General features: G+C 35.7%; 31 protein-coding genes. 17 read left to right on the plus strand and 14 right to left on the minus strand.

Annotation, left to right across the window (positions count from 1 at the left end):
• Positions 1 to 10 precede the first annotated feature (10 nt).
• From fbaA to SB679_RS07640, 5 genes are all read right to left on the minus strand, one after another.
• Positions 11 to 1,081, minus strand: coding sequence for a class II fructose-bisphosphate aldolase (fbaA, locus tag SB679_RS07620; RefSeq protein WP_410701662.1), 1,071 nt, complete (start codon positions 1,079 to 1,081; stop codon positions 11 to 13).
• A 71-nt stretch (positions 1,082 to 1,152) separates the two neighbouring features.
• A complete protein-coding gene (locus SB679_RS07625; protein WP_410701663.1) occupies positions 1,153 to 2,019 on the minus strand; it encodes an NAD kinase in 867 nt (288 codons plus the stop codon).
• A gap of 3 nt (positions 2,020 to 2,022) precedes the next feature.
• Positions 2,023 to 2,673, minus strand: a complete 651-nt coding sequence (locus SB679_RS07630) for a CBS domain-containing protein (RefSeq protein ID WP_410701664.1) — start codon at positions 2,671 to 2,673, stop codon at positions 2,023 to 2,025.
• Between the two features lie 185 nt (positions 2,674 to 2,858).
• Positions 2,859 to 3,389 (minus strand): RNA methyltransferase, encoded by a 531-nt coding sequence (locus tag SB679_RS07635; RefSeq protein ID WP_317740431.1) that lies wholly within the window; start codon positions 3,387 to 3,389, stop codon positions 2,859 to 2,861.
• Between the two features lie 4 nt (positions 3,390 to 3,393).
• The gene (locus SB679_RS07640) at positions 3,394 to 4,008 is read right to left on the minus strand and encodes a toxin-antitoxin system YwqK family antitoxin (protein ID WP_410701665.1); all 615 of its coding nucleotides are present in this window, start codon (positions 4,006 to 4,008) and stop codon (positions 3,394 to 3,396) included.
• A 54-nt stretch (positions 4,009 to 4,062) separates the two neighbouring features.
• Here SB679_RS07640 and SB679_RS07645 point away from each other — a divergent pair, with 54 nt between their 5' ends.
• Positions 4,063 to 4,662, plus strand: coding sequence for a hypothetical protein (locus SB679_RS07645; protein WP_317740433.1), 600 nt, complete (start codon positions 4,063 to 4,065; stop codon positions 4,660 to 4,662).
• Here the strand turns inward: SB679_RS07645 and SB679_RS07650 are convergent.
• Positions 4,659 to 5,552 carry a bestrophin family protein gene (locus SB679_RS07650; RefSeq protein ID WP_410701666.1) on the minus strand — a complete coding sequence of 298 codons (894 nt, stop codon included), beginning with the start codon at positions 5,550 to 5,552 and terminating at the stop codon, positions 4,659 to 4,661. The two genes, SB679_RS07645 and SB679_RS07650, sit on opposite strands and share 4 nt — an antisense overlap.
• A 49-nt stretch (positions 5,553 to 5,601) precedes the next feature.
• Here SB679_RS07650 and SB679_RS07655 point away from each other — a divergent pair, with 49 nt between their 5' ends.
• Positions 5,602 to 5,823, plus strand: coding sequence for a hypothetical protein (locus SB679_RS07655; protein ID WP_410701667.1), 222 nt, complete (start codon positions 5,602 to 5,604; stop codon positions 5,821 to 5,823).
• Positions 5,824 to 5,960: 137 nt separating this feature from the next.
• A complete protein-coding gene (locus SB679_RS07660) occupies positions 5,961 to 6,839 on the plus strand; it encodes a cupin-like domain-containing protein (protein ID WP_410701668.1) in 879 nt (292 codons plus the stop codon).
• Between the two features lie 7 nt (positions 6,840 to 6,846).
• Here the strand turns inward: SB679_RS07660 and SB679_RS07665 are convergent, their stop codons facing one another.
• A complete protein-coding gene (locus SB679_RS07665; RefSeq protein WP_410701669.1) occupies positions 6,847 to 7,377 on the minus strand; it encodes a GNAT family N-acetyltransferase in 531 nt (176 codons plus the stop codon).
• 195 nt (positions 7,378 to 7,572) lie between these two features.
• Between SB679_RS07665 and SB679_RS07670 the strand changes: the two genes are divergently transcribed.
• A complete protein-coding gene (locus SB679_RS07670) occupies positions 7,573 to 8,172 on the plus strand; it encodes a hypothetical protein (RefSeq protein WP_410701670.1) in 600 nt (199 codons plus the stop codon).
• 61 nt (positions 8,173 to 8,233) lie between these two features.
• The gene (gene mutS, locus SB679_RS07675; RefSeq protein ID WP_410701671.1) at positions 8,234 to 10,825 is read left to right on the plus strand and encodes a DNA mismatch repair protein MutS; all 2,592 of its coding nucleotides are present in this window, start codon (positions 8,234 to 8,236) and stop codon (positions 10,823 to 10,825) included.
• Between the two features lie 57 nt (positions 10,826 to 10,882).
• On the opposite strand, the gene SB679_RS07680 is transcribed toward mutS, so the two are convergent.
• The 3 genes from SB679_RS07680 to SB679_RS07690 all read right to left on the minus strand — a co-directional run bounded on the left by SB679_RS07680 (position 10,883) and on the right by SB679_RS07690 (position 11,578).
• Positions 10,883 to 11,044, minus strand: coding sequence for a bacteriocin (locus SB679_RS07680; RefSeq protein WP_410701672.1), 162 nt, complete (start codon positions 11,042 to 11,044; stop codon positions 10,883 to 10,885).
• A 168-nt stretch (positions 11,045 to 11,212) separates the two neighbouring features.
• Positions 11,213 to 11,374, minus strand: a complete 162-nt coding sequence (locus SB679_RS07685) for a bacteriocin (protein ID WP_410701673.1) — start codon at positions 11,372 to 11,374, stop codon at positions 11,213 to 11,215.
• Positions 11,375 to 11,413: 39 nt separating this feature from the next.
• The gene (locus SB679_RS07690; RefSeq protein ID WP_410701674.1) at positions 11,414 to 11,578 is read right to left on the minus strand and encodes a bacteriocin; all 165 of its coding nucleotides are present in this window, start codon (positions 11,576 to 11,578) and stop codon (positions 11,414 to 11,416) included.
• Positions 11,579 to 11,725: 147 nt separating this feature from the next.
• On the opposite strand from SB679_RS07690, the gene SB679_RS07695 reads away from it, so the two are divergent.
• The 3 genes from SB679_RS07695 (at position 11,726) to SB679_RS07705 (ending at position 13,339) form a co-directional block, all read left to right on the plus strand.
• Positions 11,726 to 12,211 carry a thioredoxin domain-containing protein gene (locus SB679_RS07695; RefSeq protein ID WP_410701675.1) on the plus strand — a complete coding sequence of 162 codons (486 nt, stop codon included), beginning with the start codon at positions 11,726 to 11,728 and terminating at the stop codon, positions 12,209 to 12,211.
• 10 nt (positions 12,212 to 12,221) lie between these two features.
• Positions 12,222 to 12,875 carry a thioredoxin family protein gene (locus SB679_RS07700; protein ID WP_410701676.1) on the plus strand — a complete coding sequence of 218 codons (654 nt, stop codon included), beginning with the start codon at positions 12,222 to 12,224 and terminating at the stop codon, positions 12,873 to 12,875.
• Between the two features lie 62 nt (positions 12,876 to 12,937).
• On the plus strand, positions 12,938 to 13,339 hold the full coding sequence (locus SB679_RS07705) for a DUF2809 domain-containing protein (RefSeq protein WP_410701677.1): 402 nt from the start codon (positions 12,938 to 12,940) through the stop codon (positions 13,337 to 13,339).
• Between the two features lie 34 nt (positions 13,340 to 13,373).
• Here SB679_RS07705 and SB679_RS07710 read toward each other — a convergent pair whose 3' ends face one another.
• From SB679_RS07710 to SB679_RS07725, 4 genes are all read right to left on the minus strand, one after another.
• Positions 13,374 to 14,291 (minus strand): YARHG domain-containing protein, encoded by a 918-nt coding sequence (locus SB679_RS07710; protein ID WP_410701678.1) that lies wholly within the window; start codon positions 14,289 to 14,291, stop codon positions 13,374 to 13,376.
• Positions 14,288 to 14,926, minus strand: a complete 639-nt coding sequence (locus SB679_RS07715) for a DUF2306 domain-containing protein (protein ID WP_410701679.1) — start codon at positions 14,924 to 14,926, stop codon at positions 14,288 to 14,290. The genes SB679_RS07710 and SB679_RS07715 overlap by 4 nt, the downstream gene beginning before the upstream one ends.
• A 6-nt stretch (positions 14,927 to 14,932) precedes the next feature.
• Positions 14,933 to 15,337 (minus strand): hypothetical protein, encoded by a 405-nt coding sequence (locus SB679_RS07720; protein WP_410701680.1) that lies wholly within the window; start codon positions 15,335 to 15,337, stop codon positions 14,933 to 14,935.
• A gap of 123 nt (positions 15,338 to 15,460) precedes the next feature.
• Positions 15,461 to 16,663 (minus strand): NAD(P)/FAD-dependent oxidoreductase, encoded by a 1,203-nt coding sequence (locus tag SB679_RS07725; RefSeq protein WP_410701681.1) that lies wholly within the window; start codon positions 16,661 to 16,663, stop codon positions 15,461 to 15,463.
• Between the two features lie 114 nt (positions 16,664 to 16,777).
• Here SB679_RS07725 and SB679_RS07730 point away from each other — a divergent pair, with 114 nt between their 5' ends.
• The 9 genes from SB679_RS07730 (at position 16,778) to SB679_RS07770 (ending at position 24,680) form a co-directional block, all read left to right on the plus strand.
• Complete coding sequence (locus tag SB679_RS07730) at positions 16,778 to 17,272, plus strand: acyl-CoA thioesterase (protein WP_034708849.1); 495 nt, start codon at positions 16,778 to 16,780, stop codon at positions 17,270 to 17,272.
• A 74-nt stretch (positions 17,273 to 17,346) separates the two neighbouring features.
• Positions 17,347 to 18,411 (plus strand): thiamine-phosphate kinase, encoded by a 1,065-nt coding sequence (thiL, locus tag SB679_RS07735; protein WP_410701682.1) that lies wholly within the window; start codon positions 17,347 to 17,349, stop codon positions 18,409 to 18,411.
• A gap of 656 nt (positions 18,412 to 19,067) precedes the next feature.
• A complete protein-coding gene (locus SB679_RS07740) occupies positions 19,068 to 19,997 on the plus strand; it encodes an RHS repeat domain-containing protein (protein ID WP_410701699.1) in 930 nt (309 codons plus the stop codon).
• Positions 19,978 to 20,391, plus strand: a complete 414-nt coding sequence (locus SB679_RS07745) for a hypothetical protein (RefSeq protein WP_410701683.1) — start codon at positions 19,978 to 19,980, stop codon at positions 20,389 to 20,391. The genes SB679_RS07740 and SB679_RS07745 overlap by 20 nt, the downstream gene beginning before the upstream one ends.
• Positions 20,392 to 20,567: 176 nt before the next feature.
• Positions 20,568 to 21,701 (plus strand): RHS repeat domain-containing protein, encoded by a 1,134-nt coding sequence (locus SB679_RS07750; protein ID WP_410701684.1) that lies wholly within the window; start codon positions 20,568 to 20,570, stop codon positions 21,699 to 21,701.
• Entirely contained in the window at positions 21,685 to 22,095 is a 411-nt protein-coding gene (locus tag SB679_RS07755; protein ID WP_410701685.1) for a hypothetical protein, read from the plus strand. Before SB679_RS07750 ends, SB679_RS07755 begins: the two co-directional genes overlap by 17 nt.
• A gap of 18 nt (positions 22,096 to 22,113) precedes the next feature.
• The gene (locus tag SB679_RS07760; protein ID WP_410701686.1) at positions 22,114 to 23,190 is read left to right on the plus strand and encodes an RHS repeat domain-containing protein; all 1,077 of its coding nucleotides are present in this window, start codon (positions 22,114 to 22,116) and stop codon (positions 23,188 to 23,190) included.
• Positions 23,191 to 23,193: 3 nt separating this feature from the next.
• Positions 23,194 to 23,604, plus strand: coding sequence for a hypothetical protein (locus SB679_RS07765; protein ID WP_410701687.1), 411 nt, complete (start codon positions 23,194 to 23,196; stop codon positions 23,602 to 23,604).
• Positions 23,605 to 24,050: 446 nt separating this feature from the next.
• Positions 24,051 to 24,680, plus strand: a complete 630-nt coding sequence (locus tag SB679_RS07770) for a hypothetical protein (RefSeq protein WP_410701688.1) — start codon at positions 24,051 to 24,053, stop codon at positions 24,678 to 24,680.
• Positions 24,681 to 24,897 lie beyond the last annotated feature (217 nt).

Consider the following 24,897-nt stretch of genomic DNA (forward strand, 5'->3'; position numbering starts at 1 on the left):
TTTACAATTCTTATTTTAAAGTATTTACGTTATTTAAATCTTCAAACGCTTTAACCAATCTCGTAGAGAAAGTTTCTTCACCTTTTCTTACCCAGTTTCTTGGGTCATAGAATTTTTTATTAGGTTTTTCTTCTCCTTCAGGGTTTCCGATCTGAGATCTTAAATAATCGATATTGTTCACCATAAAGTCTCTGATTCCTTCTGTATAAGCGAACTGAAGGTCTGTATCGATGTTCATTTTGATAACACCGTAATCAATCGCCTCTCTGATTTCTTCTATGGTAGAACCAGAACCTCCGTGGAATACGAAGTTTACAGGTTTTGCTGCTGTTCCGAATTTCTCCTGAACAAATTTCTGAGAGTTATCTAAGATTTTTGGAGTAAGAACTACGTTTCCTGGCTTGTAAACACCGTGTACGTTACCGAAAGCGGCTGCAATCGTAAAGTTATCAGAAATAGCTTTTAACTTTTCGTAAGTATAAGCGACATCTTCAGGCTGCGTGTATAATTTAGAATTATCAACATCAGAATTGTCAACTCCGTCTTCTTCACCTCCTGTTACACCGATCTCAACTTCCAGAGTCATTTGCATTTTAGCCATTCTTTCGAAATATTCAGCAGAAACCTGAAGGTTTTCCTCTAAAGATTCCTCAGAAAGGTCAAGCATATGAGAAGAATAAAGAGATTTTCCTGTCTGCTTGAAGAATTCTTCGTTAGCATCCATCAATCCGTCGATCCAAGGCAATAATTTCTTTGCACAGTGGTCTGTATGTAAAATTACAGTTGCTCCGTAAGCTTCTGCAAGAGTATGAATATGTTTTGCACCTGCAATTGCTCCTAAAATAGCAGATTTCTGACCGTCATTACTCAGTCCTTTTCCTGCGTTGAAAGAAGCTCCACCGTTAGAAAACTGGATAATAACAGGAGAATTCAATTTCGCTGCAGTTTCCATAACAGCATTTACATTGCTTGAACCAATTACGTTTACTGCAGGCAATGCAAATTTATTTTCTTTAGCATATTGGAAAATATCCGTAACTAACTGACCTGTGGCAACTCCTGCCGGAAAAATTCTGCTCATGTTTTACTTTTTAGTATATATTATTAGGCGTTTTTAAAATTCGTGTAAAGGTATGAAATTTTGCTCAATTGCTAATTTCTTTTGTCTCTCCCCCAAAGTAGTTTCTGGCGGATGGTTTCATAGAAACTCAGGTGGTTGGGCTGTACCAAAAGAATCTGGAAACTGGCTTTTTTAACGATGATCTCTTTGTCTGTTTCTATATGTATTAACCTTGAATCTAAAGAAAGGGAATATTGTGGTACTCTGCTTTCTACTTTAAATTTTATTTCCACTCTGTCGTTCACCACCAAAGGTCTTACGTTCAAATTGTGAGGAGCAATTGGAGTGATAACGAAATTTTCGTTGTTTGGAGAAATGATCGGTCCGCCGCAACTTAAAGAATACGCTGTAGATCCAGTTGGAGTAGAGACGATAACGCCGTCTCCCCAGAATACATTAAGGAATTCATCATTAATATAAGAGTCTACCGTAATCATCGAGGTGGTTTCCTTTCTGGAAACGGTAACATCGTTTAAGGCATACGGGAAGAATTCATCTGATCTTGGAGATACGACTTCAATAACAGCACGGCGGCTGGTCTTTACATCGCCCTTTAAGATTGCATCCAGTTCTTTGAATGCTTCTTCTTTGGTGAAACTTGCCAAAAATCCTAACCTCCCGGTATTGACACCGACAATAGGAATTTCAAGATCTTCGATGAAGGTTAAAGAGTTCACAATGGTTCCGTCTCCTCCAAAAGTGAAGAAAAGATCCACTGCTTTATCTACAAGATCCTGTTTACAATTAAAGGTCTCGAAAATTTTTGAAAATTGCAGGGCTTCAGCCATCTCATCATACAAAACAGATTTTACGCCCCGGCTTTCCAGCTCTGAAACAAATTTGCTTAAATATAAAAAAGTATCGAGATCTTTTTTCTGAGAATATATAGCTGCCTTCATTGTTTATATTTCTATGAATTTTTGGAAAAAACCGAACCGGTCCTTAAAGAGATCCGTTTTCTCATCAGAATAGTATTTTTCAACAATTCTATAATCGTATCTGTCAAATGTTTCATCAATAGAACCCAGATTTTCATTGCTTATTTTTATCGTCACATGAATGACTTCATCAGACATAAAACTGATAAAAGCGCCATAAAATTTAGAATTATTACTCTCCACAATATTGGCAATTTCGGTCATTGAATATTTTTTCACCGGAGTTTCTACCGTAAGCATAGCACCTGTTTCGGAAAACAGGGGATAGCGGGACAGGTCCTGAAAAACATCTTCACATCCGATGTATCCCAAATACTTTTCATTCTTATTGATCACCGGAATGATATTGGAATTGAAGGTATAAAAAAGGCGAATGCTGTCCATGATATTATTATCTTCAAGAATGGCAAACCGCTCGATCTGGTGTTCCAGATTCTTTAAAGTTCCTTCAGCTTCATCAAGAAATTCCTTGGCAATAGCTCCGTAAAAGTGGTGGGATTTTTTAATGAAAATATGAGAATATCCAAAGTCTTCTAAGGTATCCCTTGCTGATTCTATTGAGTCAGTCAAGCTAAAACACGGGAAATCTTTTGAGATATAGTCCTTGATAAACATTGTGCTAATTTATAAAAAATTAAATGAAACTTTTTCTGAAAACATACTTTTTTTTTGGAAAAAAAGAAAAAAATGATTTTAAAATTTGTTCGTGACAAAAAATAAAGTATCTTTGTCGCCTTTCATTTTTACTTTTTATTAGATTTATTTCAAACTGCACTGTCTATTAGACATATGCAGTTTTTTTATTTTAGGGCTTTTGCAAACTCCCACATCACAATTCCACCACATACACTCACGTTTAAAGAGTGCTTGGTTCCTAATTGTGGAATTTCCAAAAATACATCGATGTTTGGGAGTGCTTCATCACTGATTCCTTCTACTTCATTTCCTAAAATCAAAGCATATTTTTTCTCTTTGTCAATCGTAAAATCAGTGATCAATTGGCTGTTGGTCGTCTGTTCTACGCCTACAATTTCATAGCCACGGCTTTTTAAATCGCTGATGGCTGTGTTAATGTCACTTTCATGCACCCAGTCTACACTTTCTGTAGCTCCAAGCGCTGCTTTGTGGATTTCTCTGTGCGGAGGTACCGGGGTAATTCCGCAGAGGATTATTTTTTCAATCAGAAAAGCATCTGCTGTTCTGAAAGTAGCACCCACATTGTGCATACTTCTTATATTGTCTAAAATGATGACTAATGGAACCTTCTCAGTTTTCTTAAATGTTTCTACATCTATTCTGTTGAGTTCTTCCAATTTTAGTTTGTGTACCAATGTATTATTTTGTTGAGATTAATTTTCCGTCTTTATAAACTTCTGTCTTTTCAATGCTTCCATCTTCGCGGTAGTGTACACGGGTTCCGTCTCTTTTATCATTTACGAACTCCGTTTCTCTCTGGATTTTCCCAGATGGATAAAGGACTTTCCATTTTCCTGTCGCCAGACCGTTTTGATAATATCCAACTTGTTTTACCGATTTTCCATCCTCATGAAAAAGTTTACTTTCGCCCTCCAATTTACCGAATTTATAATTAGAAACCTCGGTTATTGCACCGGAAGGCGTGTAAAATGTTGCCGTAGAGCTGTTGTCATAGATATCTTTCTGTCCATTTCTATAGACTTCCTTAGATTGTAAGACGCCGTTGTTATCGTAATAAGCCCATTCTTTTACTTTATATCCTTTCTTATATTCTCCTTTAGCCTGGATTTTCCCATTTTCATAATAAAAAATGGCATCACCTTCCAGCTTGCCTTTTTTCCAGTCGGCGATTTCTTTTACCTGTCCGTTGTCAAAAAAATGTTTGCAGTTTCCCTCTTGTAGCCCGTCTTTAAAACCACAGGGTTTTTGTGCAGATGCCCATGCTGAGAAGAGCATTAAAAAAATGTATTTCATTGGTTTTTTTATTCAAAAATAGCAAAATACTTATATTTGGCTAAAATATATACCATGAAAAAAATATCCATTGTCATGATGCTGGTATTTGCTTTTATTTTTTCAAAAGCACAGAATACCTACTATCCACAGGCTTTTTTCGATAAAAAGCTGGCTCAGCAGATGATCGGTTTTGGAAACTCTACGATTGAAGGAGTCGCTTCTACAAAACAAAAAAACAATTTTGGAATCAAACCTCTTCTTGGCGAAAAACATTATGCCCCGAAAGGAACGGTGGTGATGCTTTTTCCGGTAACGCCTTATTTTGAAGAGTTTTATGACATGAGAAGGAAGTATGAAAATAAAAAAACAACCGTTTATATGTCTGAAGAGGCTTTTAAATACAGAATAGAAGCATTAACAGATGATCACGGACGATTCAAGTTTGAAAAACTGAAACCCGGAAAATATTATCTGGAAACCATTGTAAATTTTACAGCAACAGCCAGCTATCAAAAACAAACGGGACAGTCGGATGCCTACAATGCCTATGGAGGCTATCTGTATTCTACCCCGATATACCAGACTTTTTTCTACGGATATTCTTCCGGAAACAGAGAAAGTAAATTTGTCGAAATAAAACAGGACGGTGAACTCAAGGAAATCAAGCTTTAAGCTTGATTTTTATTTTTTAAGCCCATGATCTGGTGTACATTTTTTTCAATATTTTGAGCCAGAGCCTCCATTGGAATATCATTTTCATCGTTGTTAAAGGGATCTTCAATCTCTTCAGCGATCAGTTCCAGACTCATTAAAACATAATAAACAAAAACCGTCAGGGGAATCATAAAAAGTCCGATGTTGATGACATAAGCAATAGGAAGGGCAAAAACATACAGGATAATAAACTTCTTGATAAATGAAGAATAAGAATAGGGGATGGGTGTGTTTTTAATCCTCTCGCAGCCTCCGCATACATCCAGAAAACCGGAAAGCTGGGTATCTAAATATACCATTTCAATATCTGAAATCTTACCTTCCTTTTTTAACTGGTTCAGTTTGTGGGTTAAAAGGATAACAATTTCAGTAGGTCCATGATGTTTCAGCGATTTTTCAATTTCAGAATAATCTTCATCTAATGCCAGGCTGGTGGATTCTTTCGATAAATGCTTTGCCAAAAAGTGAGGATAGAATTTAAGGTATCTTGCAATCTGCTCCATATGTTGGCGGTCATCTATTAATATGTTACTGATTTTTACTGCAAAATTTCGGGTATCATTCACCAGTTTACCCCAAAGTTTTCTCCCTTCCCACCATCGGTCGTACGCTGTATTGGTTCTGAAAACCAATAGTAAAGAAAGTACAAAACCTAATAAAGAATGAATCATCCCTACATTGCTTACTCCTGATTTTGACGTGAGGTGAAGATATTCTACTTCTAAATATTGAATACCCCAGGAATATAACCCCACAAGAATCATGCTTGGAAAAAGGATTTTCAAAGTATCACTTTTATGTAAGCTGAAAAGGATTTTTAGGAAATGTTTGGTGTTATAGGCTCTCATAAATTTTGTTCGTCCTACAAAGATAATTTTTTCGTTTTATCCTGACTTTATGGGAACCCGTAAAATTTATGCCTATGATACTATTTATTTTGCCATAAAAATAGATAACATGGGATATTATCGAAAAGGACATTTTAAGAAAAACGGCACCTGGGTGAGCGGGCATTATGTAAGTACTTTTGGCAGGAAAAATTCTAAAAAGAGCCCGCCGGGATGTGTGGTTATTATCTTGGGAGGAATGATTTCACTGTTATTCTATTTTTTGAATTAAAATAAGGTGATGTTTCCGATGGTGTAATCTTAGATTAATTTTCAAAATCTATATCGATGGCGGAAAATAATTTGATGTTGAAACTTTTATAACTTTTGAAAAAAAGCTATTTTTATTTCGCATTAAATCAAAAAAAGATGATTCTCAAAAAGGTAGATGTTGTCAGTGATATCAGTAAAGAAGACTTTCAGAAAAATTATTTCAGGAAAAAGAAACCCCTGCTGATCAAGAATTTTGCGGCCCGCTGGGATGCTTTTGACAAATGGAATCTTGCCTATATCCGTGAAAAAGCAGGCGAACAGGAAGTACCGTTATACGATAATAAACCAGCCAGCGCGTCAAAAAGTTCAGATGAGCCTGTGACGCATATGAAGATGAAAGAATATATAGATACCATTAAAAGTAAGCCATCCGATCTGCGTATTTTCTTTTACATCATTACAGACCGTCTTCCCGAACTGCTGAAAAACTTCACCTATCCTGATCTGGGCATCCGTTTTTTTAAACGTCTTCCGACCTTGTTTTTCGGAGGAAGTGAAGCGCATGTTTTGATGCATTATGATGTGGATCTGGGAGATTTTCTTCATATTCATTTCGAAGGGAAGAAGAGAATTCTGCTGTTCGATCAGAAGCAGTCAGCATTTTTATATAAAGTGCCTCTTTCAGTGCATACCGTTTACGATGTGGATTATGAAAATCCTGATTATGAAAAGTTCCCGGCGTTACAATATGCTGAAGGATATGAGATTTTCATGGAACATGGGGATGCCCTTTTTATTCCGGGAGCATTTTGGCACTTCAATCGGTATCTGGAGCCTGGGTTTTCTCTTTCTCTCCGTGCATTGCCTAATAAGCCTAAAGTTTTCGTCAATATGCTGTACCATGTTTTTATCATGAGATATACCGATAAAATTTTACGGAAATTGGGTAAAGAAAACTGGGTGAACTATAAACAGAAATGGGCTTACGAAAAAAGTAACGAAGCTTTAGAAAAACATCTTCATACCAAAAAATGATTTTGTTCTACTCATTAATAAGCCCGAAAATTTTAGCATCTACAAATTTCCCTTTTTCAAAAAAATAATCATGCATAGTCCCTTCCTCATTAAAGTGCAGTGATTGCAGTAATTTTTCTGATGAAATATTGGCGGGATCAATAAACGCTTCCACACGGTGCAGGCCCATTCTTTCAAAACCGAATGTCAAAATAGGAAGAATGGCTTCTTTCATGTATGATTGATGCCAGAATGCAGGATTAAGCTCATAGCCGATCTCTGCTTTAAAGTGCTCCTGATGCCAGTTGTGGTATCCGCAGGTTCCGATGACTTTCTTTTCAGATTTTAGCTCCAGTGCCCAGCGGAATCCCTTTCCTTTTTCAAATTCATTATTAAAGTGAAGAATGATATTGTTAGCATCTTCCAGCGTTTTAAACGTTTCCAGATCGTAATATTTCATTACCTGATCCTGAGAAAAATATTCAAACAGGTCTTCAGCATCATGAGGGGTAAGCTGTCTTAAAATAAGCCTTTCGGTTTCTAAGATGGGATAAGTCATCGTTTCTATTTTACTGAAAAGTACGATAATTATTTTATTGGTGAAATAAAATGAATAGAAACTCTCTGAAAACCAGATGCTTCTGAGTTTGTCTAAAAATGCGTATTTAAAGTAAAAGTTATGATATTTTTATCATAAAATTAATATTTTGTCAAATAAAATATTAATTTTGTTACAAACACAAATTGATTCACCATGAAAAAACAACATTTTTTTCTACTTTTCCTCTTATCAGGAATTTTTACTTATGCTCAAAATAAACTTTTTCCCCAAAGCTTTTTCGATAAAAAACTAGCCCAGGAAATGCTTGCCATCGGAACATCTAACATCGAAGGAGTTGCTTCTACAAAACAAAAAACGGTATATGGTTATAAGGCACCTTTAGCCAAAAAACAACTTGCACCAGAAGGCACATTGGTAACATTGTATCCCTTAACACCTTATTTTGAGGAATTTATCAAATTAAGAAAACAAAAAGAGAACAAAAAAACTTTGGTTTACATTTCTGATGAAGCTTATAAATATAGGATAGAAACCAAAACAGATGCTTATGGAAGATTCAAATTTGAAAAGCTGAAACCTGGAAAATATTTTATTGAAAGTATTCTACCTTACGTTGGGACCTACACTTATCAGCAGCAGACAGGAACCACAACCACTTATAATGGCTATGGAGCTGCAATTGCTTCATCACCATATTATGAAACTTTTCGTTCCAATTATGACGCCTCAAACCGGGAAACTAAAATTGTAGAAATAAAATCTGATGGAGAGCTATTAGAAATAAAATTGTGAGAGATTATTTAAAACTTTGAAACCGTGAATTTAATACATAAATTTGAGGTTTTATTTTGATATGGCAAAAGCAGTGAAGAAAGAGACCCCGTTAATGACGCAGTACAATACCATCAAGGCGAAATATCCTGATGCACTGCTATTATTCAGAGTAGGGGATTTTTATGAAACTTTTGGGCAGGATGCCGTCAGAACTTCTCAGATTCTGGGTATAGTGCTTACCAAAAGAGCCAATGGTGACGGGCATATAGAGCTGGCAGGATTTCCGCACCACTCTGTGGATTCTTACCTTCCAAAATTGGTAAGAGCAGGCATGAGGGTAGCGATCTGTGATCAGCTGGAGGATCCAAAAACAGTGAAAGGAATTGTGAAAAGGGGAGTTACGGAATTGGTAACACCCGGAGTAACATTTAATGACCAGGTATTAAATTCCAAAAAGAACAATTTCCTGCTTTCTCTTCACAAAGAAAAAGAGAAGTTCGGAATGGCCCTGGTGGATATTTCCACAGGAGAATTTTTAGTGAGTGAAGGAAATCTGGATAAACTATTGCATATCGTCCATACGTTTGATCCCAGTGAGATCATTTATCAGAGAAGTGTTCAGATTCCGGAGCAGCTTAAGAATAAAAGTGCTTTTAAACTGGAAGACTGGGCCTTTCAGTATAATTTTGCCTACGAAAAACTGACAGGACATTTCAAGACAAATTCCTTAAAAGGTTTTGGTATTGAAAATCTTTCACAGGCAATAACTGCAGCAGGTGCTATTTTTGCTTATCTGGTGGAAGATACCCATCATAATCTACTGGCACACATTACCAAACTTCAGATCATTCCGCAGGAAGATTACCTAATGATGGATAACTTCACGTTACGCAATTTAGAGATTGTGTATCCAAGCAATCCACAGGGTAAATCACTGCTTGATATTATTGATAAAACCTCTACTCCGATGGGGGGAAGGTTATTGAGAAGGAGAATTATTCTTCCCTTAAAATCTGTTGCCGAAATTGGCAGAAGACTCTCATTAATTGATTTCCTGAATGAAAATGACAGCCTGAAATATGAAATTTCCCAGCTGTTAAAGTCTATTTCCGACTTGGATCGTTTAATGGGAAAACTGGCTGCAGAAAAGATCTCACCTAAAGAACTGGGGTATTTACGCCAAAGTTTGATTAATATCAGTAAAATTAAAGCTTTACTGCATCCGCATGCTGATGTACTGTCCTGGCTGGAACCTTTATATGATTTGGAAGAGCTGATCAAACAGTTAGAGTCTTGTCTTAATGATGAGCTTCCCGTAAATATTGCAAAAGGGAATGTAATTAAAGAGGGGATTTCCGAAGAACTTGACAAGCTCAGAGGTCTTCAAAGCAAAGGGCGTGGTTTCCTAGATGACATGTGCCAGAGAGAAATTGAAAGAACAGGGATTTCCAGCCTTAAAATTGATTTTAACAATGTTTTCGGGTATTATATCGAAGTCCGGAATACCCATAAAGATAAGGTTCCGAGTGACTGGCTGAGAAAGCAAACCCTTGTGAATGCTGAACGCTACATTACTGAAGAATTAAAAGAATATGAAAGCCAGATTCTGGGCGCCGAAGAGAAAATTGGAGTACTGGAAAACCAGCTTTACAGAAATGTATGCGCTGAAACGCTGGTATATATGGATCAGATCCAGGAAAATTCCAGTATCATCGCGCAGCTTGATGTGGCAGCGGGATTCTCTGATCTTGCGGTTTCTGAAAGTTATACCAGACCGGTCTTAAATGATGGCTATGCAATCGATCTGAAAGAAGCAAGGCACCCGATCATTGAAAATGCACTTCCATTAGGAGAAAAATATATTCCGAATGATATCTTTTTAGATAAAGATACCCAGCAGATCATCATGGTTACCGGGCCTAACATGGCGGGTAAATCGGCGATTCTGCGTCAGACGGCAATTGTATGTCTATTAGCACAAATCGGAAGTTTCGTGCCTGCAAAACATGCTGAAATAGGAATGTTGGATAAGATCTTTACCAGGGTAGGGGCCACTGATAATATTTCTGCCGGAGAATCTACTTTTATGGTAGAAATGAATGAGGCCGCGAATATTTTGAACAATATCTCAGAACGCAGCTTAATTCTGTTGGATGAAATCGGTCGTGGAACGTCAACCTATGACGGGGTTTCCATAGCCTGGGCGATTGCAGAGTACCTGCACCAGCATCCTACACAGTCCAAAACATTGTTTGCCACCCATTATCATGAACTGAATGAAATGACGGTAAATTTTGACCGGGTGAAAAACTTCCATGTCTCTATTCAGGAAAATAAAGGAAATATAATTTTCATGAGAAAGCTGATTCCCGGGGGAAGTGAGCACAGTTTCGGTATTCATGTTGCCAAGCTTGCGGGAATGCCTGCGAAAGTGATCAACAGAGCGAATGAAATCCTTAAAACCCTTGAAGCAAGCCGTACACAGGGCACAAGTTCTTCAGAAACCATCAAAAGAGTGACCGAAGAAAACATGCAGCTTTCATTCTTTCAGCTTGATGATCCTGTATTGGAGAACATCCGAGAAGAGCTTACCAAAATAGATATCAATACCCTGACCCCGATAGAAGCTTTAATGAAGCTTAATTCAATTAAAAAGATGATTGGAAAATAAATAATAAAGAGAGCTGAAAGGCTCTCTTTTGTATTGTAAAAATGAATTTAGATGAGATTAATAACAGCAGGTTCCGTCAGAAGTACATACTCCTACGTGCCCTTCACCGCCGGGAGTCATGCAGATGCATTCCATAACACAGTCGTGTGCGGAACCACCATTAATTTCTTTTAATTCTTTTTTGGTTAATTTCTTTTTCTGAATGATTGATTTTTTCATAATAAAAATATTGAGTTTAGTCAGACTAAAATATGCATTTATCTCAATAATTCCAGCATTTGTGAGTAAAAATATTGCTCTCTTTTATAAGGACGGAAGATTTAGAAAAAACAAAAACGAAAGTGAAAAGCTTTCGTTTAGTATTGTGAAGATTGTATTCCCGGTTATTTAGCAGCAAATCCCTTTTGGATTACACGTCCCGATATAAGGCTCACCGGGTCCGGTAGAAAAACAAAGACATTCCATAAGACAGTCTGTATCGTTTCCTCCGTTAATTTCCTTTAATTCTTTTTTGGTTAATTTTTTTCTTTGGATGTTTAACTTTTTCATAATGAATTGTTTTAATTGATTTTGGGTTAATCGGTTTTGTTAACAGCAATATCCGTCCTGTTCACCGGGAACTCCGGATCTTTCTTCTCCTGTTTCCCGAACAAAACAGCTTACTACTCTTGGGCAAAAAGGTTTTTTACCGCCACTAATTTCTTTCAATTCTTTCTTCGTTAATTTTTTCTTTCGAAGGGTTGATGTTTTCATGGTTAAAATTTTTAATTTGGTTAGACTAAAATACGTTTTTATTTCAATATGTCAATTTAATGTGATTTATTTTAAAAATAAATTAACATAAACGGTATTAAGCTAAATAAATCGTCTCCGGGTAAAAGCTTTTTACTAATTTTGAGTATGAAGAATTTCTTTAATCTATTATTTCTGCTTGTGTGCTTCAGTATTTCTAAAGCGCAGCAGGCTGTAGTTGTTTCTGTAAAATACGAAGAGCTGGAAAAGCGTATTCAGCAGGAAAAAGATAAGTTTCTTGTGGTCAACTTCTGGTCGACAACATGTGGACCCTGCGTAAAAGAACTTCCTCATTTTATGGAGGTGAATAATAAATATGCAGGAAATCCTAAATTTAAAATGATCTTAGTATCATTGGACAGACTGGCGGATATGGAAAAAGTGGTTAAATTCATTAAAAATAAAAACCTGACAGCTGAAGTTATTCTACTGGATGATATCAAAAGAATGAATACCTGGATTCCAAGGTTTAATAAAGACTGGGACGGAAATATTCCGGTAACGGTCTTCTACAAAAATGGACAGAAAGTATATTTCAACGATGGTGAGATGAGCAAGGAAGATCTTGAAAAAGTAGTAGAACAAAATTTATAATAAATATCTTATGAAAAATCTAAAAATATTGATGGCTGCCTTTATCGTGGGTCTGGGCTTGCTAAGCTTTACCACAAGAGATCATGATACCAATACGCCTCATAACAAGATCAATCCTGTAAAAGGTTATGAAATCGGAGACGCGGCAGCCGATTTTAAACTGAAAAATGTTGATGGAAAAATGGTTTCGCTCAGCGATTTTAAGACGGCTAAAGGCTTTATTGTCATATTCACATGCAACCATTGCCCATACGCTAAAAAGTATGAAGAAAGAATTATAGAGCTGGATAAAAAATATAAAGATCAGGGCTATCCGGTGATTGCCATTAACCCGAATGACCCAAACATACAGGCAGAAGATGGCTATCAGGAAATGATCGAAAGAGCTGCACAGAGAGGATTTACTTTTCCATACTTAGTAGACGAAGGACAAAAGGTTTTTCCGCAGTATGGAGCAACAAAAACGCCGCATGTATTTGTTCTGCAGAAAGAAAATGGTAAGAATATCGTGAAGTATATCGGGGCCATCGACAATAATTATGAAAACCCGAATGATGTTTCAGAATATTATGTGCAGGATGCAGTGAATGCTCTGATAGAAGGAAAACCCGTGAAAATGACAAAAACTGTTGCGATCGGATGCACAGTGAAAGTAAAGAAATAATATCTTTGTACCATAACTTATAGATCAGCATTCATTGAATGCTGATTTTTTATGCCAGATCTATGAAATTACAATTCAGCTTACAATATCTTTTTCTAACGGTTCTGATTTTCCTTGTCGAAGTCTTAATTGCCACAGTGCTAAAGGATATTTTCTTTGTAAGAGCCTATCTTGGAGATGTCATCGTGGTGATGCTCCTGTACACTTTTGTGAAGAGTTTTGTCTCTGTAAATAATCAAAAACTTATTCTGGGAATTCTTGTTTTTTCCTGCCTGGTAGAGTTTGCACAGTATTTTAATATTGCAGAAAAACTAGGCTTCCGCCCGGGAAGCCTAATGTATATTGTGATTGGAAACTCTTTTTCCTGGATCGATATTCTGTGCTATGCAGCCGGATGTTTTATCCTTTATCTTTGGGTAAAATACAGTGAATCAATACAGATGAAAAAACTTACTAAAGAGTAAAAACAAGCGGTTGACTCATTGTATTCTTGCTTAGTTATCTTCCGAAACTGTCATACTTATCTTGCGCGTATTGTATAAAACGGTTCAGTAATACTACATTTTCCTTTTCCATGGGAGTAAGGTCTTTATCTACATTGTTAGAAACCGGAATATACCAATCCGTGCGTTCAAAGAAATTTCTGTATGTTTCTTTTTTAAAGGAATATCCATGTCTTGCAAATACTGCATTTTTAATGATCTCCAGATCCAGTTTTCTTAAATTTTTCAGTTCTTTTTCGGTTAGTTTCTGTTTAGAAGCATTGATCTTAAAGATAGCATCAGACGCAAATCTGTTCTTAGATGCTTTGTAGGTTTCTGTTTTTCCGGTTTCTTCATCAGTGTATTTCTCTGTAACGCTTTTAGGATTCGTCCAGTCTACCAGATCTGAATTTTCATCCAGCATGAAGTTGGGATTGTATACAAATTCTTTCTTTATTAATTTTAAAGTTTTCAAAGGTGATTTTACAGCTGATTTATTGAAGGCGTTCCAGTTTCCGGTTAGGCTGTCATTATTTAATTTAACCTCAAATCTTCCGTCAGTTTTATCATTTCCCGGCTCATCCAGAATAAAAGAATTTGAACCTTCATTAAAGATACCTCGGAATGGACGCTGGCTCCCACCTACAATGCTTTGACCGTAAACACTGTCTTTAGTTATTTTATTAATCTTTAAAGAAATTTTTTTTGTTGAATATTCTTCATAGTCATTACCCTCTTTATCATATTCTGTTATATTCCCTTCAAATTCACCAGTATAGATTCCATAAAGTTCTTTATGAAATTCAGGAACGACTACAGAATCTTTTTTCAGGGCAAGGCTGTCTTTTGAAGATCCGGCAGCTTTACCCTCTTTTTTGCATGCTGCAAGAGATACTGCAAGCAGGGAAATTAAAGTTAAATTTAAAATTTTCATATTAATTTTTTTCTGATTAAATATTCAATGAAGAGGATGTTGGGAATCCAGCCAAGCCATGCGATGATTTGATAGACATCCATGGGGTTGGGATGGAATAAATATACAATAATAACTTTCCACATCCTTAAAGTGATCGCAGAAAGCGTTAATGAAAAACTCCGCCACATCCATTGTTTGTGTTGTAAAAAGTTTTTCTGCCGGGCCAGTTGGTAAGCCTTATAGGTAGAAAACCACCATAAACAGCCTAATATGACAAATGAAATCTTCGATAAGATTCCTCCATTAGCAAAAATACCCATATAAATTCCTGAGGGGGCGGCCAATACTAAAATTAAGAAAATATATAGTTTGCCCAAGTTTTTATGGAAATTTTTTAACCCAAAATCCTTTTTCAGAATGGCTAAAAATCCAAAAAGCATAACAAAAATGCTGGTATATACGTGGGTGTAGAAAAAATAAAGATATTCCGGTCTGTGTTCCACTTCGGTCTGCTTGATCATCAGAAAGCTTACATTAGGATTGAAAGGAATATATTCCAAGGTAATGGAAAGCATCAGCCAAAAGAAATATCCGAATCCCAAAATTAAAAGGATTTTAAAAAGGGTTGATGTATTTCTTTTAGCAGAGAGCATTGTCCGTTATTTAAAGCTTATATTAAGAGGAAAAGTATAATAGCTACGGACAATTATACCATTGGATTCTGCTGGTTTCCATCGGGCTTTCAAAGTTTTTAAAGCTCTTTCTGTTTCTTTATTGAAATCGGCATTATCTCCGGTTACTATGATGCCATCTATTTTACCTTCGATAGTAACTATGAACTTTGCTCTCGCATTGATTATTCCTTCCCCTTTTATTTTTCTCATCCTTATTTTGTTAGCAATATCTTTTCGAAGTGCCATCATGCCCCCGGGATACTCAGCAGGTTTGTTGTAAGTTCCGAGTTGCTCTTTTGTAAAGCCATACGTTTGTTTTGCATCTTCCTGAATCTGAGAAAAAGCGATTTGAAATCCCATTAATGTTATGAGTAAAAAAAAATTTTTCATGGTTTGAAATGCGTTAAACGATAACAATTATCTAATATAAGTTTTTAATTTAATTTTTGGTTAAAAACCTGTTATTCAGTACTTATTGTCTGATGTCTGAAATCTCATATCTAATACCTAAACCTACTTATTATTCAGATCCTGCGCAATCAGCCATGCTTCACTCCAGCACGCCTGGAAATTAAATCCTCCGGTTACAGCATCAATATTCAATACTTCTCCTGCAATATAAAAATTAGGAAGAACTTTTGAAGACATATTTTTAAAGTTAATTTCCTTTAAATCAATGCCTCCAGCGGTAACAAATTCGTCTTTAAATGTGGACTTTCCTGTAACCTTAAGCTTCTTTTTGCATAAATTTTCCAGAATGGTCTGCGTTTCTTTTCCGGAAACATTAGCGATCTGCTTGTTGAGATCCACTTTTGAAATTTCAAGAACTTTATGCCAGAACCGGTTGGTAATATCAAACATTTTAGACTGGCCAATGGTTTTCTTGGGATTACTTAATTTGGCATTCTGAAACAATTCTTCGGCCTCATCCATCGTTTTTACAATGAAATTGACTTCAATTTCAACCTGATATTTCAGTTTGGCCAGACTTATCGCTTCCCAAGCCGAAATTTTCAAGACTGCAGGCCCGGAAAGGCCCCAATGAGTAATCAGAAGCGGCCCACTTTCTTCCGTTTTTAATGATGGAATAGAAACTTCAGCATTTTCAAAACTTGTTCCCGGTAATTCTTTTAATAAATCATCTTTGATATTAAAAGTAAAAAGCGAGGGAACAAGAGGCACAATAGTATGGCCTAAATTTTCCGCAATTTTCAACGATTTTGGAGAACTTCCGGTTGTATAAACAACATAATCAGCTGAAAAATCACCTAAACTGGTTACAACAAGATATTTTTCATCCTGTTTTTTAATTTCTTTAACTGAACATTTCGTTTTTACCTCTACATCTTTATGCTGGATCTCTTTCTGAAAAGTATTGATAATCGTCTGTGAAGAATTGCTTTCCGGAAAAGTCCTGTTATCGCCTTCTATTTTTAACGGAACATTACGCTGGTCAAACCATTCCATCGTATCACCAGGCTGGAATTTTGTAAAAACACTCAGCAGTTCTTTGTTGCCACGGGGATAAAACTGAACCAGTTCTTTAGGATCGAAGCAGGCATGGGTTACATTGCAGCGTCCGCCTCCGGAAATTTTTACTTTCTGAAGGACATCCGAGTTCTGTTCAAGGATGGTAATTTTATATTTCTTTTCGTCAAGGTTTGATGCACAGAAAAATCCTGCCGCACCGCCTCCAATAATGATAATTTGCTTCATACGTACGGTAATCTTATGCTGAAGATTATTTTTCCAAAAGTACAATTTTTATAAACCATCTTATTTGAGTATTTTTGAAGAATATAATTTAATTATTCTAAAAACGATTTTTAAATGACTTTCTACCATACCTTCGAAGTGCGTTGGAGCGATCTTGATGCCAACAAACACCTAGCCAATTCATCATATGTCCAATACTGCGCTCAGGCCAGGATGGCTTTCATGACTAAAGAAAAAATGGGCGTTACCCAGCTCAGCAGATGGGGAATCGGGCCGGTGATGCTGCACGAAAGATATTCTTTTTTCAAAGAAATCTATGCCGACCAGACCGTTATTGTAAGTGTAGAAATAGACGGATGTTCAGAAGATTCTTCGATCTACCGTTTCCTGCATAAATTTTACACTCCGGATGGCGTACACTGTGCAACATCAGAAGCAACAGGAGTGTGGATCGACATGATGCTGAGAAAAATGACGACTCCGCCGGATGATGTTGTGGAAGCGATGAATAAGTATAAAACTCCTGAGACTGTAGTTTTATCCAGAGAGGATTTCAAGAAATTCCCTTTCCATCCTCATAATATCGATCCAGAAGCGTTTACAAAATAGTTAAAGACTTACAATTCAGTATATAACGTTATGAGTACGTTGTATGCTGGACATTTTACCCAAAAAGAAATTATATGTTTGAAGATAAATCTCAGGAATTAACACCCATCTCTAAATTAGGAGAATTTGGACTGATTAAGCATTTAACAGAACATTTTCCTCTCTCTAATGAATCTTCGGAGCTTGGAGTGGGAGATGATGCGGCGGTTATTAATCCGGGAAATAAAAAAGTAGTCCTTACCACCGATATGCTGGCAGAAGGGGTTCATTTTAATCTGGGCTATGTTCCGTTAAAACATTTAGGTTATAAAGCTGTTGTTGTCAACTTAAGTGATATTGCTGCAATGAATGCTACGCCAACGCAGATATTGGTTTCATTAGCTGTTTCAAATCGTTTTCCAGTAGAAGCGCTGGAAGAAATTTATGCGGGAATTCAGGCTGCTTGTACCCGTTATAAAGTGGATTTGATAGGTGGAGACACCACAAGCTCCAATGCGGGATTGGTAATGAGTATTACCGCAATAGGAATTGAAAACGAAGAAAATATCGTCAAAAGAAGCAGCGCCAGATCTAATGATCTTTTAGTGGTTTCCGGAGATCTTGGCGGAGCTTATATGGGACTTCAGATCCTGGAAAGAGAACATGCGGTGTACCTTGCTGATCCTAATATGCAGCCTGAAATGGAAGGCTATGATTACATTTTAGAAAGACAGCTTAAACCGGAAGCCAGAACGGATGTGAAGGCAACTCTGGAGCAGCTGGATATTAAACCGACTTCCATGATCGATATTTCTGACGGTCTTGCCTCGGAAATTCTTCATCTTTCTGATCAGTCAGAAGTAGGCTTCAGATTGTATGAAGATAAAGTTCCCATGGATAATCTTACCATTACAACGGCTGATGAATTTAATTTAAATCCTGTGATGGCTGCTTTAAGTGGCGGTGAAGATTATGAATTGTTGTTCACAATTGCTCCGGAAGATTTTGAAAAAATTAGGAACCATCCGGATTTTAGTATTATCGGACATGCTGTAGAAAAAGAAGAAGGGAATTTTATGGTAGCAAGAGGGTCCAATCAGTTAGTTGCCCTTACGGCACAAGGATGGGATGCTTTCTTAGGCAACCAGCAAAACGAATAAATTATTTTAATTTTTAATATTGTAAAAAGCCACCCCATATAATGCGGTGGTTTTTGTTTTTTGCATCTAAAGTTATTAACATAATAGTATGGTTCAAAATACCGGAGACTTTTAATTGGAGACTTTCAAATGAAAATGTAAAAACGAACTGATAAAAGGTAAATAGTATGGAAGTTAAAAATTAATTGAATCATTACAAAAAATTTCTAAAGATACTTCTGGGCAAGAGAATTACATAAAAGAATTATTTAAACATCTAAATTATGAAAATATTGAAGAGATTTTGTTAAATTATGAGGATGTGAAATATTTGAAAGATGAATATTTATATAAACCTGATCTTGAAAAAGTTTTTTTGAATTAGAAAAAATATTAGATGAAATAGATGATAAGAGATTCTATTTTTTTGCAACACTTAATAATTCTACTTGGAATAGAGCGCGTAATAAGGCCCGCGAAATCCTTAACATTTTAAACAATGATGAATCAGATGCTACGCAAAGTCTGTGACTTTGAGCTGATAAACAAAAGCCCTTGCAATTGCAAGGGCTTTTTTAAACACCGGGTATAAAGGACGGGAAATCTATTGGATCCATCCGGATCATTTAGGTTCCAGTAGCTATATTACTGGCTTAGACGGCGAAGTAACCCAGAATATAGAATACTTCCCAAGTGGTGAAACCTTTGTAGAAAACCACAGAAATAGTAATTATAGTCCATACAAATTTAATGGCAAGGAACTTGATGCTGAAACAGGGTACTACTATTATGGAGCTAGGTATTATAATCCTAGAGTTTCTCTTTGGTTGAATGTTGACCCGCTGGCGGAGAAGTTCCCGGGACGATCGCCTTATGAGTATACCTTTAGTAATCCAATAAAATTCATTGATCCTACAGGAATGGAAGGAGAAAATGCAAGTCATGTTGATGATATTATTTTTAGAAATAAAAAGAAACAAGAAATAGCCAGAATAAAAACAGATGATAAGAGAAAGGTGTATGTTGATATCAATACAAATTTTAGCACAAAAAATCCTATAAAAATTGACCCTAAAAAAATTCATAAAGGAGCAAAGAAAGCTTTCGATGCAGTAGGAGTTTCTTTTGACTTAAGTGGTACACTTGGAGGAGGAGCAAGTTATGGATGGGAATATGTATATTTTCTTGGAGGAAAAGATGAAGGGAAATTCTATGGTTATAGGAAAGGAGGGGCTAATATTGGTGTTGAAGCAACAGCAGGTATTTCCGCTTTTGGATCATGGTTTGATGGTAGCAAAGAAACTAGAGATAATTTTTCTTCAAAAGGTTGGACCGGAATTTTTAATATGTGGTCATATGGAGAAGGTTTTTTAGGAGGAACATATTTTTGGTCAAATCGAAAGAATGTTACTGAGGTTATACCTGAAACTTGGGGTGGTGAAGTTATTTGGGAAGGAGTTTCAATTACCGGTACAATACCTATTCCTACGGGTTTTAAAGCTGGAGGAAAATGGGGGGTTCAAAATTATGAATTATTAAATGGAGGTAAACCATATTTTGACTTAAATAAATACAGGAATTTAAAAAATGGGAATAAAAAGAATTAGATTTATTGTTTTTGCTTTCTCTATTTTGTTGTTAGCTTGGATGCTTTATAATCACTTTTCAGCGAGATATTACATACAAGAAATTAAACGAGAAATACGAGGAGTTGTGTTAAATAAATATAACACAGGTCATGGTGAGTTTATAAAAATAAGTTTATATAATGGAAATATTTTAGACATTCCTCAAAAAAACTCATTCTTATATAGTTATTTAAGAAAAGGAGATGAGTTTTTTAAACAAACGAATGATAATTATTGTTTAATAGTAAGAAATGGTGAAACAAAAAAATTCATATTTGTACTTATACCCCCAAAAGCAAGAAACTCATTTGATTGGCCTAAAGAATGGAAATACAAATGGATGGACGCCACAGAAGAATGGAAAAAGGAATAAAATTCCAAACCACCGCTTTTGCGGTGGTTTTTGTTTGTTATTTTAAATCTTTTAGAAGTCCGAAAAGCGTGTCTTTGTATTTTTTCTTGAATACGAAAGCGTCAAGGATACCGATCAATGTGGTCAATGTATCAAATACTATTTTGTAGGCAGCTACACAGAGAGGTCTGACAGTAATGCAGCAGTATAATATCACACCATCGCCAAATTACGGACAGAATGCGGGATATAACGGAGCTTGTGTCAATAATTATGCAGGAGATAAAGAAAAGGAAATCTATTGGTTTCATCCGGATCATTTAGGTTCCAGCAGCTATATCACAGGTTTAGACGGTGAAGTAACCCAGAATATAGAATACTTCCCAAGTGGTGAAACCTTTGTAGAAAACCACAGAAATAGTAACTACAGTCCCTATAAGTTTAATGGCAAGGAACTTGATGCAGAAACAGGGTATTACTATTATGGGGCTAGGTATTATAATCCGAGGGTTTCTCTTTGGTTGAATGTGGATCCGTTGGCGGAGAAATTTGCCGGGCGGTCGCCTTATGAGTATGCTTTTAGCAGTCCTATTAGGTTGATTGATCCTGATGGACGCAGTCCATTGGATATTATCATAAATCTTTATGATGTCTCCTCTGGAAAATATAGAGAATATGCCCGAATAAAGTCTGAAAAATATAATATGAGTGTGAATGTTTCTGCTCCGTATCCGTTTCACGGAATATCTTTATCCGCTGATACAACCCAACGAAGAACCTATGGAAATTATAAAGGTCTTTCAGGAAAATATAAATTTGATGAAATTGCTTTAGCACACGGTGATCCAGATGCAATGTCTATATCTTTGGGAAGTAATGTTGCAGGAGGAGGTGGAATAGGAGTAAGCTTATCTATAGGCTTAATGCTTAAAGGGAAAGATGCTGGAAGAGCTGGACTTTATGTAACCTCTAATAACGTGGAAGGTTTTGAAGCGTCAGTAGGAATACAAGCAAATTTTATGTTTTCAGATATTAACTTGAATGAATTTAGACTGAATACATTGGAAGGCTATGCAGAAGGCTATCAGGGAGGAGCAAGCGTTGTAGGAGGTTCTTTCTTCAAAAGCTATGATGGAGAGTATAAAAAGAATAAAGGTTGGTTTTCGGGCAAAACTTTTTATAAGAAATCTCTCCTTTATCATGGGTACAGTTATGGTTTAGGTGTTGGTCTGGAAGATATGACTGCTTCTGGATCGAAATTTTCAGGAGACACTAAATTACTTGGTGAGGTTACTAACATTATAAAACCTAAAGATGAAAAAAAGAAATAAATTTTTAGCGTTAATCTTTTTTGTGTTCCTTATTTTTACAAATTGTAAAAATACCCCTGTGGAATGTAAGACAGCTATTATTCGGATTGAAAACAGATGGTATGATGAAAATGGAGGGATGGATTATTTGGATGTGAAGGACAAGGAAGATGCAGCATTTATATGCAATAGAATTAACAGTTTTTCGGAAGGAAAAGATGTAAGAATAGCTTATAGCTACGGAGATATAGATATATATTTAAATAATAAAAAGATTCAAGCCATTTTTACTTATCGAAACGGAGTTGTATATCGGGTAGGAGTAGGAGAGTATGTATATGATGAAGCCCTAACGAAGCGCATTCTGAAACTTATGAAAATATCTCATCGTTGTTGGGGTAAAGATTGTAAATAAAATTAAGAGCCACTGCAATTGCAGTGGCTCTTTTTAAACGCAGGAGATAAAGAAAAGGAAATCTATTGGTTCCATCCGGATCATTTAGGCTCTAGCAGCTATATCACAGGTTTAGACGGAGAGGTAACCCAAAATATAGAATACTTCCCAAGTGGTGAGGTGTTTGTAGAAAACCATAACAAAGCAAGTAATAACAGTCCCTATAAGTTTAATGGCAAGGAACTTGATGCAGAAACAGCATATTACTATTATGGAGCGAGATATTATAATCCAAGAGTTTCTCTTTGGTTGAATGTGGATCCGCTGGCTGAGAAAATGCCGAGTTGGTCACCATACGTGATGAGCTTCAATAATCCTGTGAGATTTGTTGATCCTGATGGAAGAGCACCACTTGACATAATTTTTAATCTTTATGATGTTTCTTCAGGAAAATATAGGGAGTATGCAAGAATTAAGTCTGAGAAGTATAACATGGATGTTAATATTTCTGCTCCTTACCCTGTACACGGAATATCTTTAGCTCCGGATGATTCTCAACGAAAAACTTATGGGAACGTTAGAGGAGTTTCGGGACAATATCAATTCGATGAATTTGCTTCAGTTCACGGAGATCCTGATGCCTTTTCTGTAGGTTTTGGAGGTAATCTTGCGTTAGGAAAAGGCTATGGAGCTGGTGTAAGTGTTGGATTGATGATGAAAGGACCAGATTCTGGGAAAGCCGGGGTGTATGCTACCGGAAATACGCTAGAAGGAGCAGAAGCTTCGGTCGGAGTCCAGGTAAGCTTTATGTTTTCGGATGTTCCATTAAGTAAGTTTGATTTAACAACTTTAGAAGGTTATGCAGAAGGACGACAAGCAGGAGTTGGTCTTGTAGGGGTATCTACATTTGAGAGCTATAGTGGAGAATATAAATACACATGGAATTATGAAAACTATTATATCCCGAAAAAGACATTTGTTAAAGATCAATTATTATATCATGGCTATACTTATGGCTTAGGAGTTGGTCCTGAAGATGTTTCTGCTTCAGCGTCTACTTTTAGTGGAGATACTTCTTATCTGGGAGAGGTGACCAATTTAATTAAAACAAAATAAATAATGAGAACAATACATAATTGTATATATATATTTCTGATCCCTTTATTTCTTCTGATTAGCTGTAAAAACAAGCCTGTAGAATGTAATGGTGCAAGTATACAAATAGAAAACCGATGGAACGAATTCAACAGAGGCATAAGAAATCTAAAAGTAAAAGATAGAAACGATATGGCATTTATCTGTAAAAGAATTAACCAATTTTCCGAAGGAGAAGAAGTGAGAGTGAGTCATAACCATGGCTACCTTACAATATTTCTTAATGGTCAAAAAGTAGATATGATTTTTACTGTCAAGAACGGTGTTGTTTACAGGGTTGGTGTAGGTAGGTATGTTTATGATGAAGAGCTTACTGCTCGTATTTTAAAATTGATGAAGATAAGCAATCGTTGTTGGGGTGAAGACTGCAAATAAAATGGAACAGCGACCCGCTCCCCGCTACGCAAAGTCTGTGACTTTGAGCTGATAAACAAAAGCCATTGCAATTGCAGTGGCTTTTTTAAACGCCGGAAAATCTATTGGTTCCATCCGGATCATTTAGGCTCCAGTAGCTATATCAGAGGTTTAAACGGTGAAGTAACGCCAAATATAGAATGCTTTTCAAAAACAACTCTAAATGTAGGTGCTCTAATATTTGAAGGCTATGAAAAATAATTTTAAATTAGTATTGTTTGTTTTTTTATTTGTTATAGTTGGAACATTACTATTTGCAGGATTAATTATTCTATTTTTAAAATATTTTCCATTAGGAGAAAAAAGAAATATGGATTTATTTTTGATTGTATTGGCAATATTATCCATATATTATATTGTAAAGTCAGTTATAAAATTTTTTAGAAGGAAAAAATAGAGTACCATATATGAGAATTTATAAAGACATTCATAATTATTATTTATCTAAATTTCTTAGTGATGAATTAAATGAAAAATATATTAGTTCATGGTTTTTTTATAACCAAGATGAAATAATTGAAATAAATGATTTTTTTGAAAATACTGAAAAAGTGTATTCTTTTCTATGGGAGTATTCTGATGATGAAATTATAAAGAAAATAGATGAATGGAAGAGGGCTTTAAAAAGAAATAATATTGAAATTCCACTTGATTCGAAATTATATGAACAAAATTATTTTTCCGATTTAAAAAAAATATATTTAGATATAATAGAATCAAAAGTTAAGAATACAAATAGAATTTTTAAGCTTTTGAATGAAAATTTAACACAGATTATTGCTAGTGATACGATTAACTTTTCTACTTTTAATTTAAGTTTTCTTGAAAACAATAATTCGATAGATAGATTTAGGAATTATATTAAAATCTTAGACTTGGATGAAATTTATACAATTGTTATAAATGGATATCATCACGAAGGTAGTTTGATAAAAATTTTTTTACATAGAAAAGAAAAAGTGATTATTTCTACAACAAATATTTTACACGAAAATGTTTTTGAGAACACTTTTGTGTACAGGCCTTTTAATTGGTAGCTTTTATGTGAAATTTATCTTTTAAGTAATATTAAACTGAAACCCTAGGCGTGGCGAGCGAACTTGCGTCTGAAGTAATAACCAAATCCACTGCAATATGCAGTGGATTTTACATTAGAAAAGTTTTAAATGTATATATCTGACTAGTCCTGAAACTCCGATACAGATTAAAGGACAAAAATAAATAATTAAACCAGAGCAAATTTGTTTTTGCTTT

Origin of the sequence: Chryseobacterium sp. SIMBA_029 (assembly GCF_046535275.1) — a bacterium.
Classification (GTDB): Bacteria; Bacteroidota; Bacteroidia; order Flavobacteriales; family Weeksellaceae; genus Chryseobacterium.

Coding starts and splice junctions, on each gene's coding strand:
- SB679_RS07710 (WP_410701678.1), bottom strand. CDS start 14,291: ATGAAAATTTTAAATTTAACTTTAATTTCCCTGCTTGCAGTATCTCTT.
- SB679_RS07745 (WP_410701683.1), top strand. CDS start 19,978: ATGGGAATAAAAAGAATTAGATTTATTGTTTTTGCTTTCTCTATTTTG.
- SB679_RS07730 (WP_034708849.1), top strand. CDS start 16,778: ATGACTTTCTACCATACCTTCGAAGTGCGTTGGAGCGATCTTGATGCC.
- SB679_RS07630 (WP_410701664.1), bottom strand. CDS start 2,673: ATGTTTATCAAGGACTATATCTCAAAAGATTTCCCGTGTTTTAGCTTG.
- SB679_RS07765 (WP_410701687.1), top strand. CDS start 23,194: ATGAGAACAATACATAATTGTATATATATATTTCTGATCCCTTTATTT.
- SB679_RS07645 (WP_317740433.1), top strand. CDS start 4,063: ATGAAAAAAATATCCATTGTCATGATGCTGGTATTTGCTTTTATTTTT.
- SB679_RS07625 (WP_410701663.1), bottom strand. CDS start 2,019: ATGAAGGCAGCTATATATTCTCAGAAAAAAGATCTCGATACTTTTTTA.
- SB679_RS07665 (WP_410701669.1), bottom strand. CDS start 7,377: ATGACTTATCCCATCTTAGAAACCGAAAGGCTTATTTTAAGACAGCTT.
- SB679_RS07650 (WP_410701666.1), bottom strand. CDS start 5,552: ATGAGAGCCTATAACACCAAACATTTCCTAAAAATCCTTTTCAGCTTA.
- SB679_RS07700 (WP_410701676.1), top strand. CDS start 12,222: ATGAAAAATCTAAAAATATTGATGGCTGCCTTTATCGTGGGTCTGGGC.
- thiL (WP_410701682.1), top strand. CDS start 17,347: ATGTTTGAAGATAAATCTCAGGAATTAACACCCATCTCTAAATTAGGA.
- SB679_RS07770 (WP_410701688.1), top strand. CDS start 24,051: ATGAGAATTTATAAAGACATTCATAATTATTATTTATCTAAATTTCTT.
- SB679_RS07725 (WP_410701681.1), bottom strand. CDS start 16,663: ATGAAGCAAATTATCATTATTGGAGGCGGTGCGGCAGGATTTTTCTGT.
- SB679_RS07695 (WP_410701675.1), top strand. CDS start 11,726: ATGAAGAATTTCTTTAATCTATTATTTCTGCTTGTGTGCTTCAGTATT.
- fbaA (WP_410701662.1), bottom strand. CDS start 1,081: ATGAGCAGAATTTTTCCGGCAGGAGTTGCCACAGGTCAGTTAGTTACG.
- SB679_RS07720 (WP_410701680.1), bottom strand. CDS start 15,337: ATGAAAAATTTTTTTTTACTCATAACATTAATGGGATTTCAAATCGCT.
- SB679_RS07685 (WP_410701673.1), bottom strand. CDS start 11,374: ATGAAAAAGTTAAACATCCAAAGAAAAAAATTAACCAAAAAAGAATTA.
- SB679_RS07660 (WP_410701668.1), top strand. CDS start 5,961: ATGATTCTCAAAAAGGTAGATGTTGTCAGTGATATCAGTAAAGAAGAC.
- SB679_RS07750 (WP_410701684.1), top strand. CDS start 20,568: ATGCAGCAGTATAATATCACACCATCGCCAAATTACGGACAGAATGCG.
- mutS (WP_410701671.1), top strand. CDS start 8,234: ATGGCAAAAGCAGTGAAGAAAGAGACCCCGTTAATGACGCAGTACAAT.
- SB679_RS07670 (WP_410701670.1), top strand. CDS start 7,573: ATGAAAAAACAACATTTTTTTCTACTTTTCCTCTTATCAGGAATTTTT.
- SB679_RS07640 (WP_410701665.1), bottom strand. CDS start 4,008: ATGAAATACATTTTTTTAATGCTCTTCTCAGCATGGGCATCTGCACAA.
- SB679_RS07690 (WP_410701674.1), bottom strand. CDS start 11,578: ATGAAAACATCAACCCTTCGAAAGAAAAAATTAACGAAGAAAGAATTG.
- SB679_RS07755 (WP_410701685.1), top strand. CDS start 21,685: ATGAAAAAAAGAAATAAATTTTTAGCGTTAATCTTTTTTGTGTTCCTT.
- SB679_RS07655 (WP_410701667.1), top strand. CDS start 5,602: ATGGGAACCCGTAAAATTTATGCCTATGATACTATTTATTTTGCCATA.
- SB679_RS07715 (WP_410701679.1), bottom strand. CDS start 14,926: ATGCTCTCTGCTAAAAGAAATACATCAACCCTTTTTAAAATCCTTTTA.
- SB679_RS07705 (WP_410701677.1), top strand. CDS start 12,938: ATGAAATTACAATTCAGCTTACAATATCTTTTTCTAACGGTTCTGATT.
- SB679_RS07680 (WP_410701672.1), bottom strand. CDS start 11,044: ATGAAAAAATCAATCATTCAGAAAAAGAAATTAACCAAAAAAGAATTA.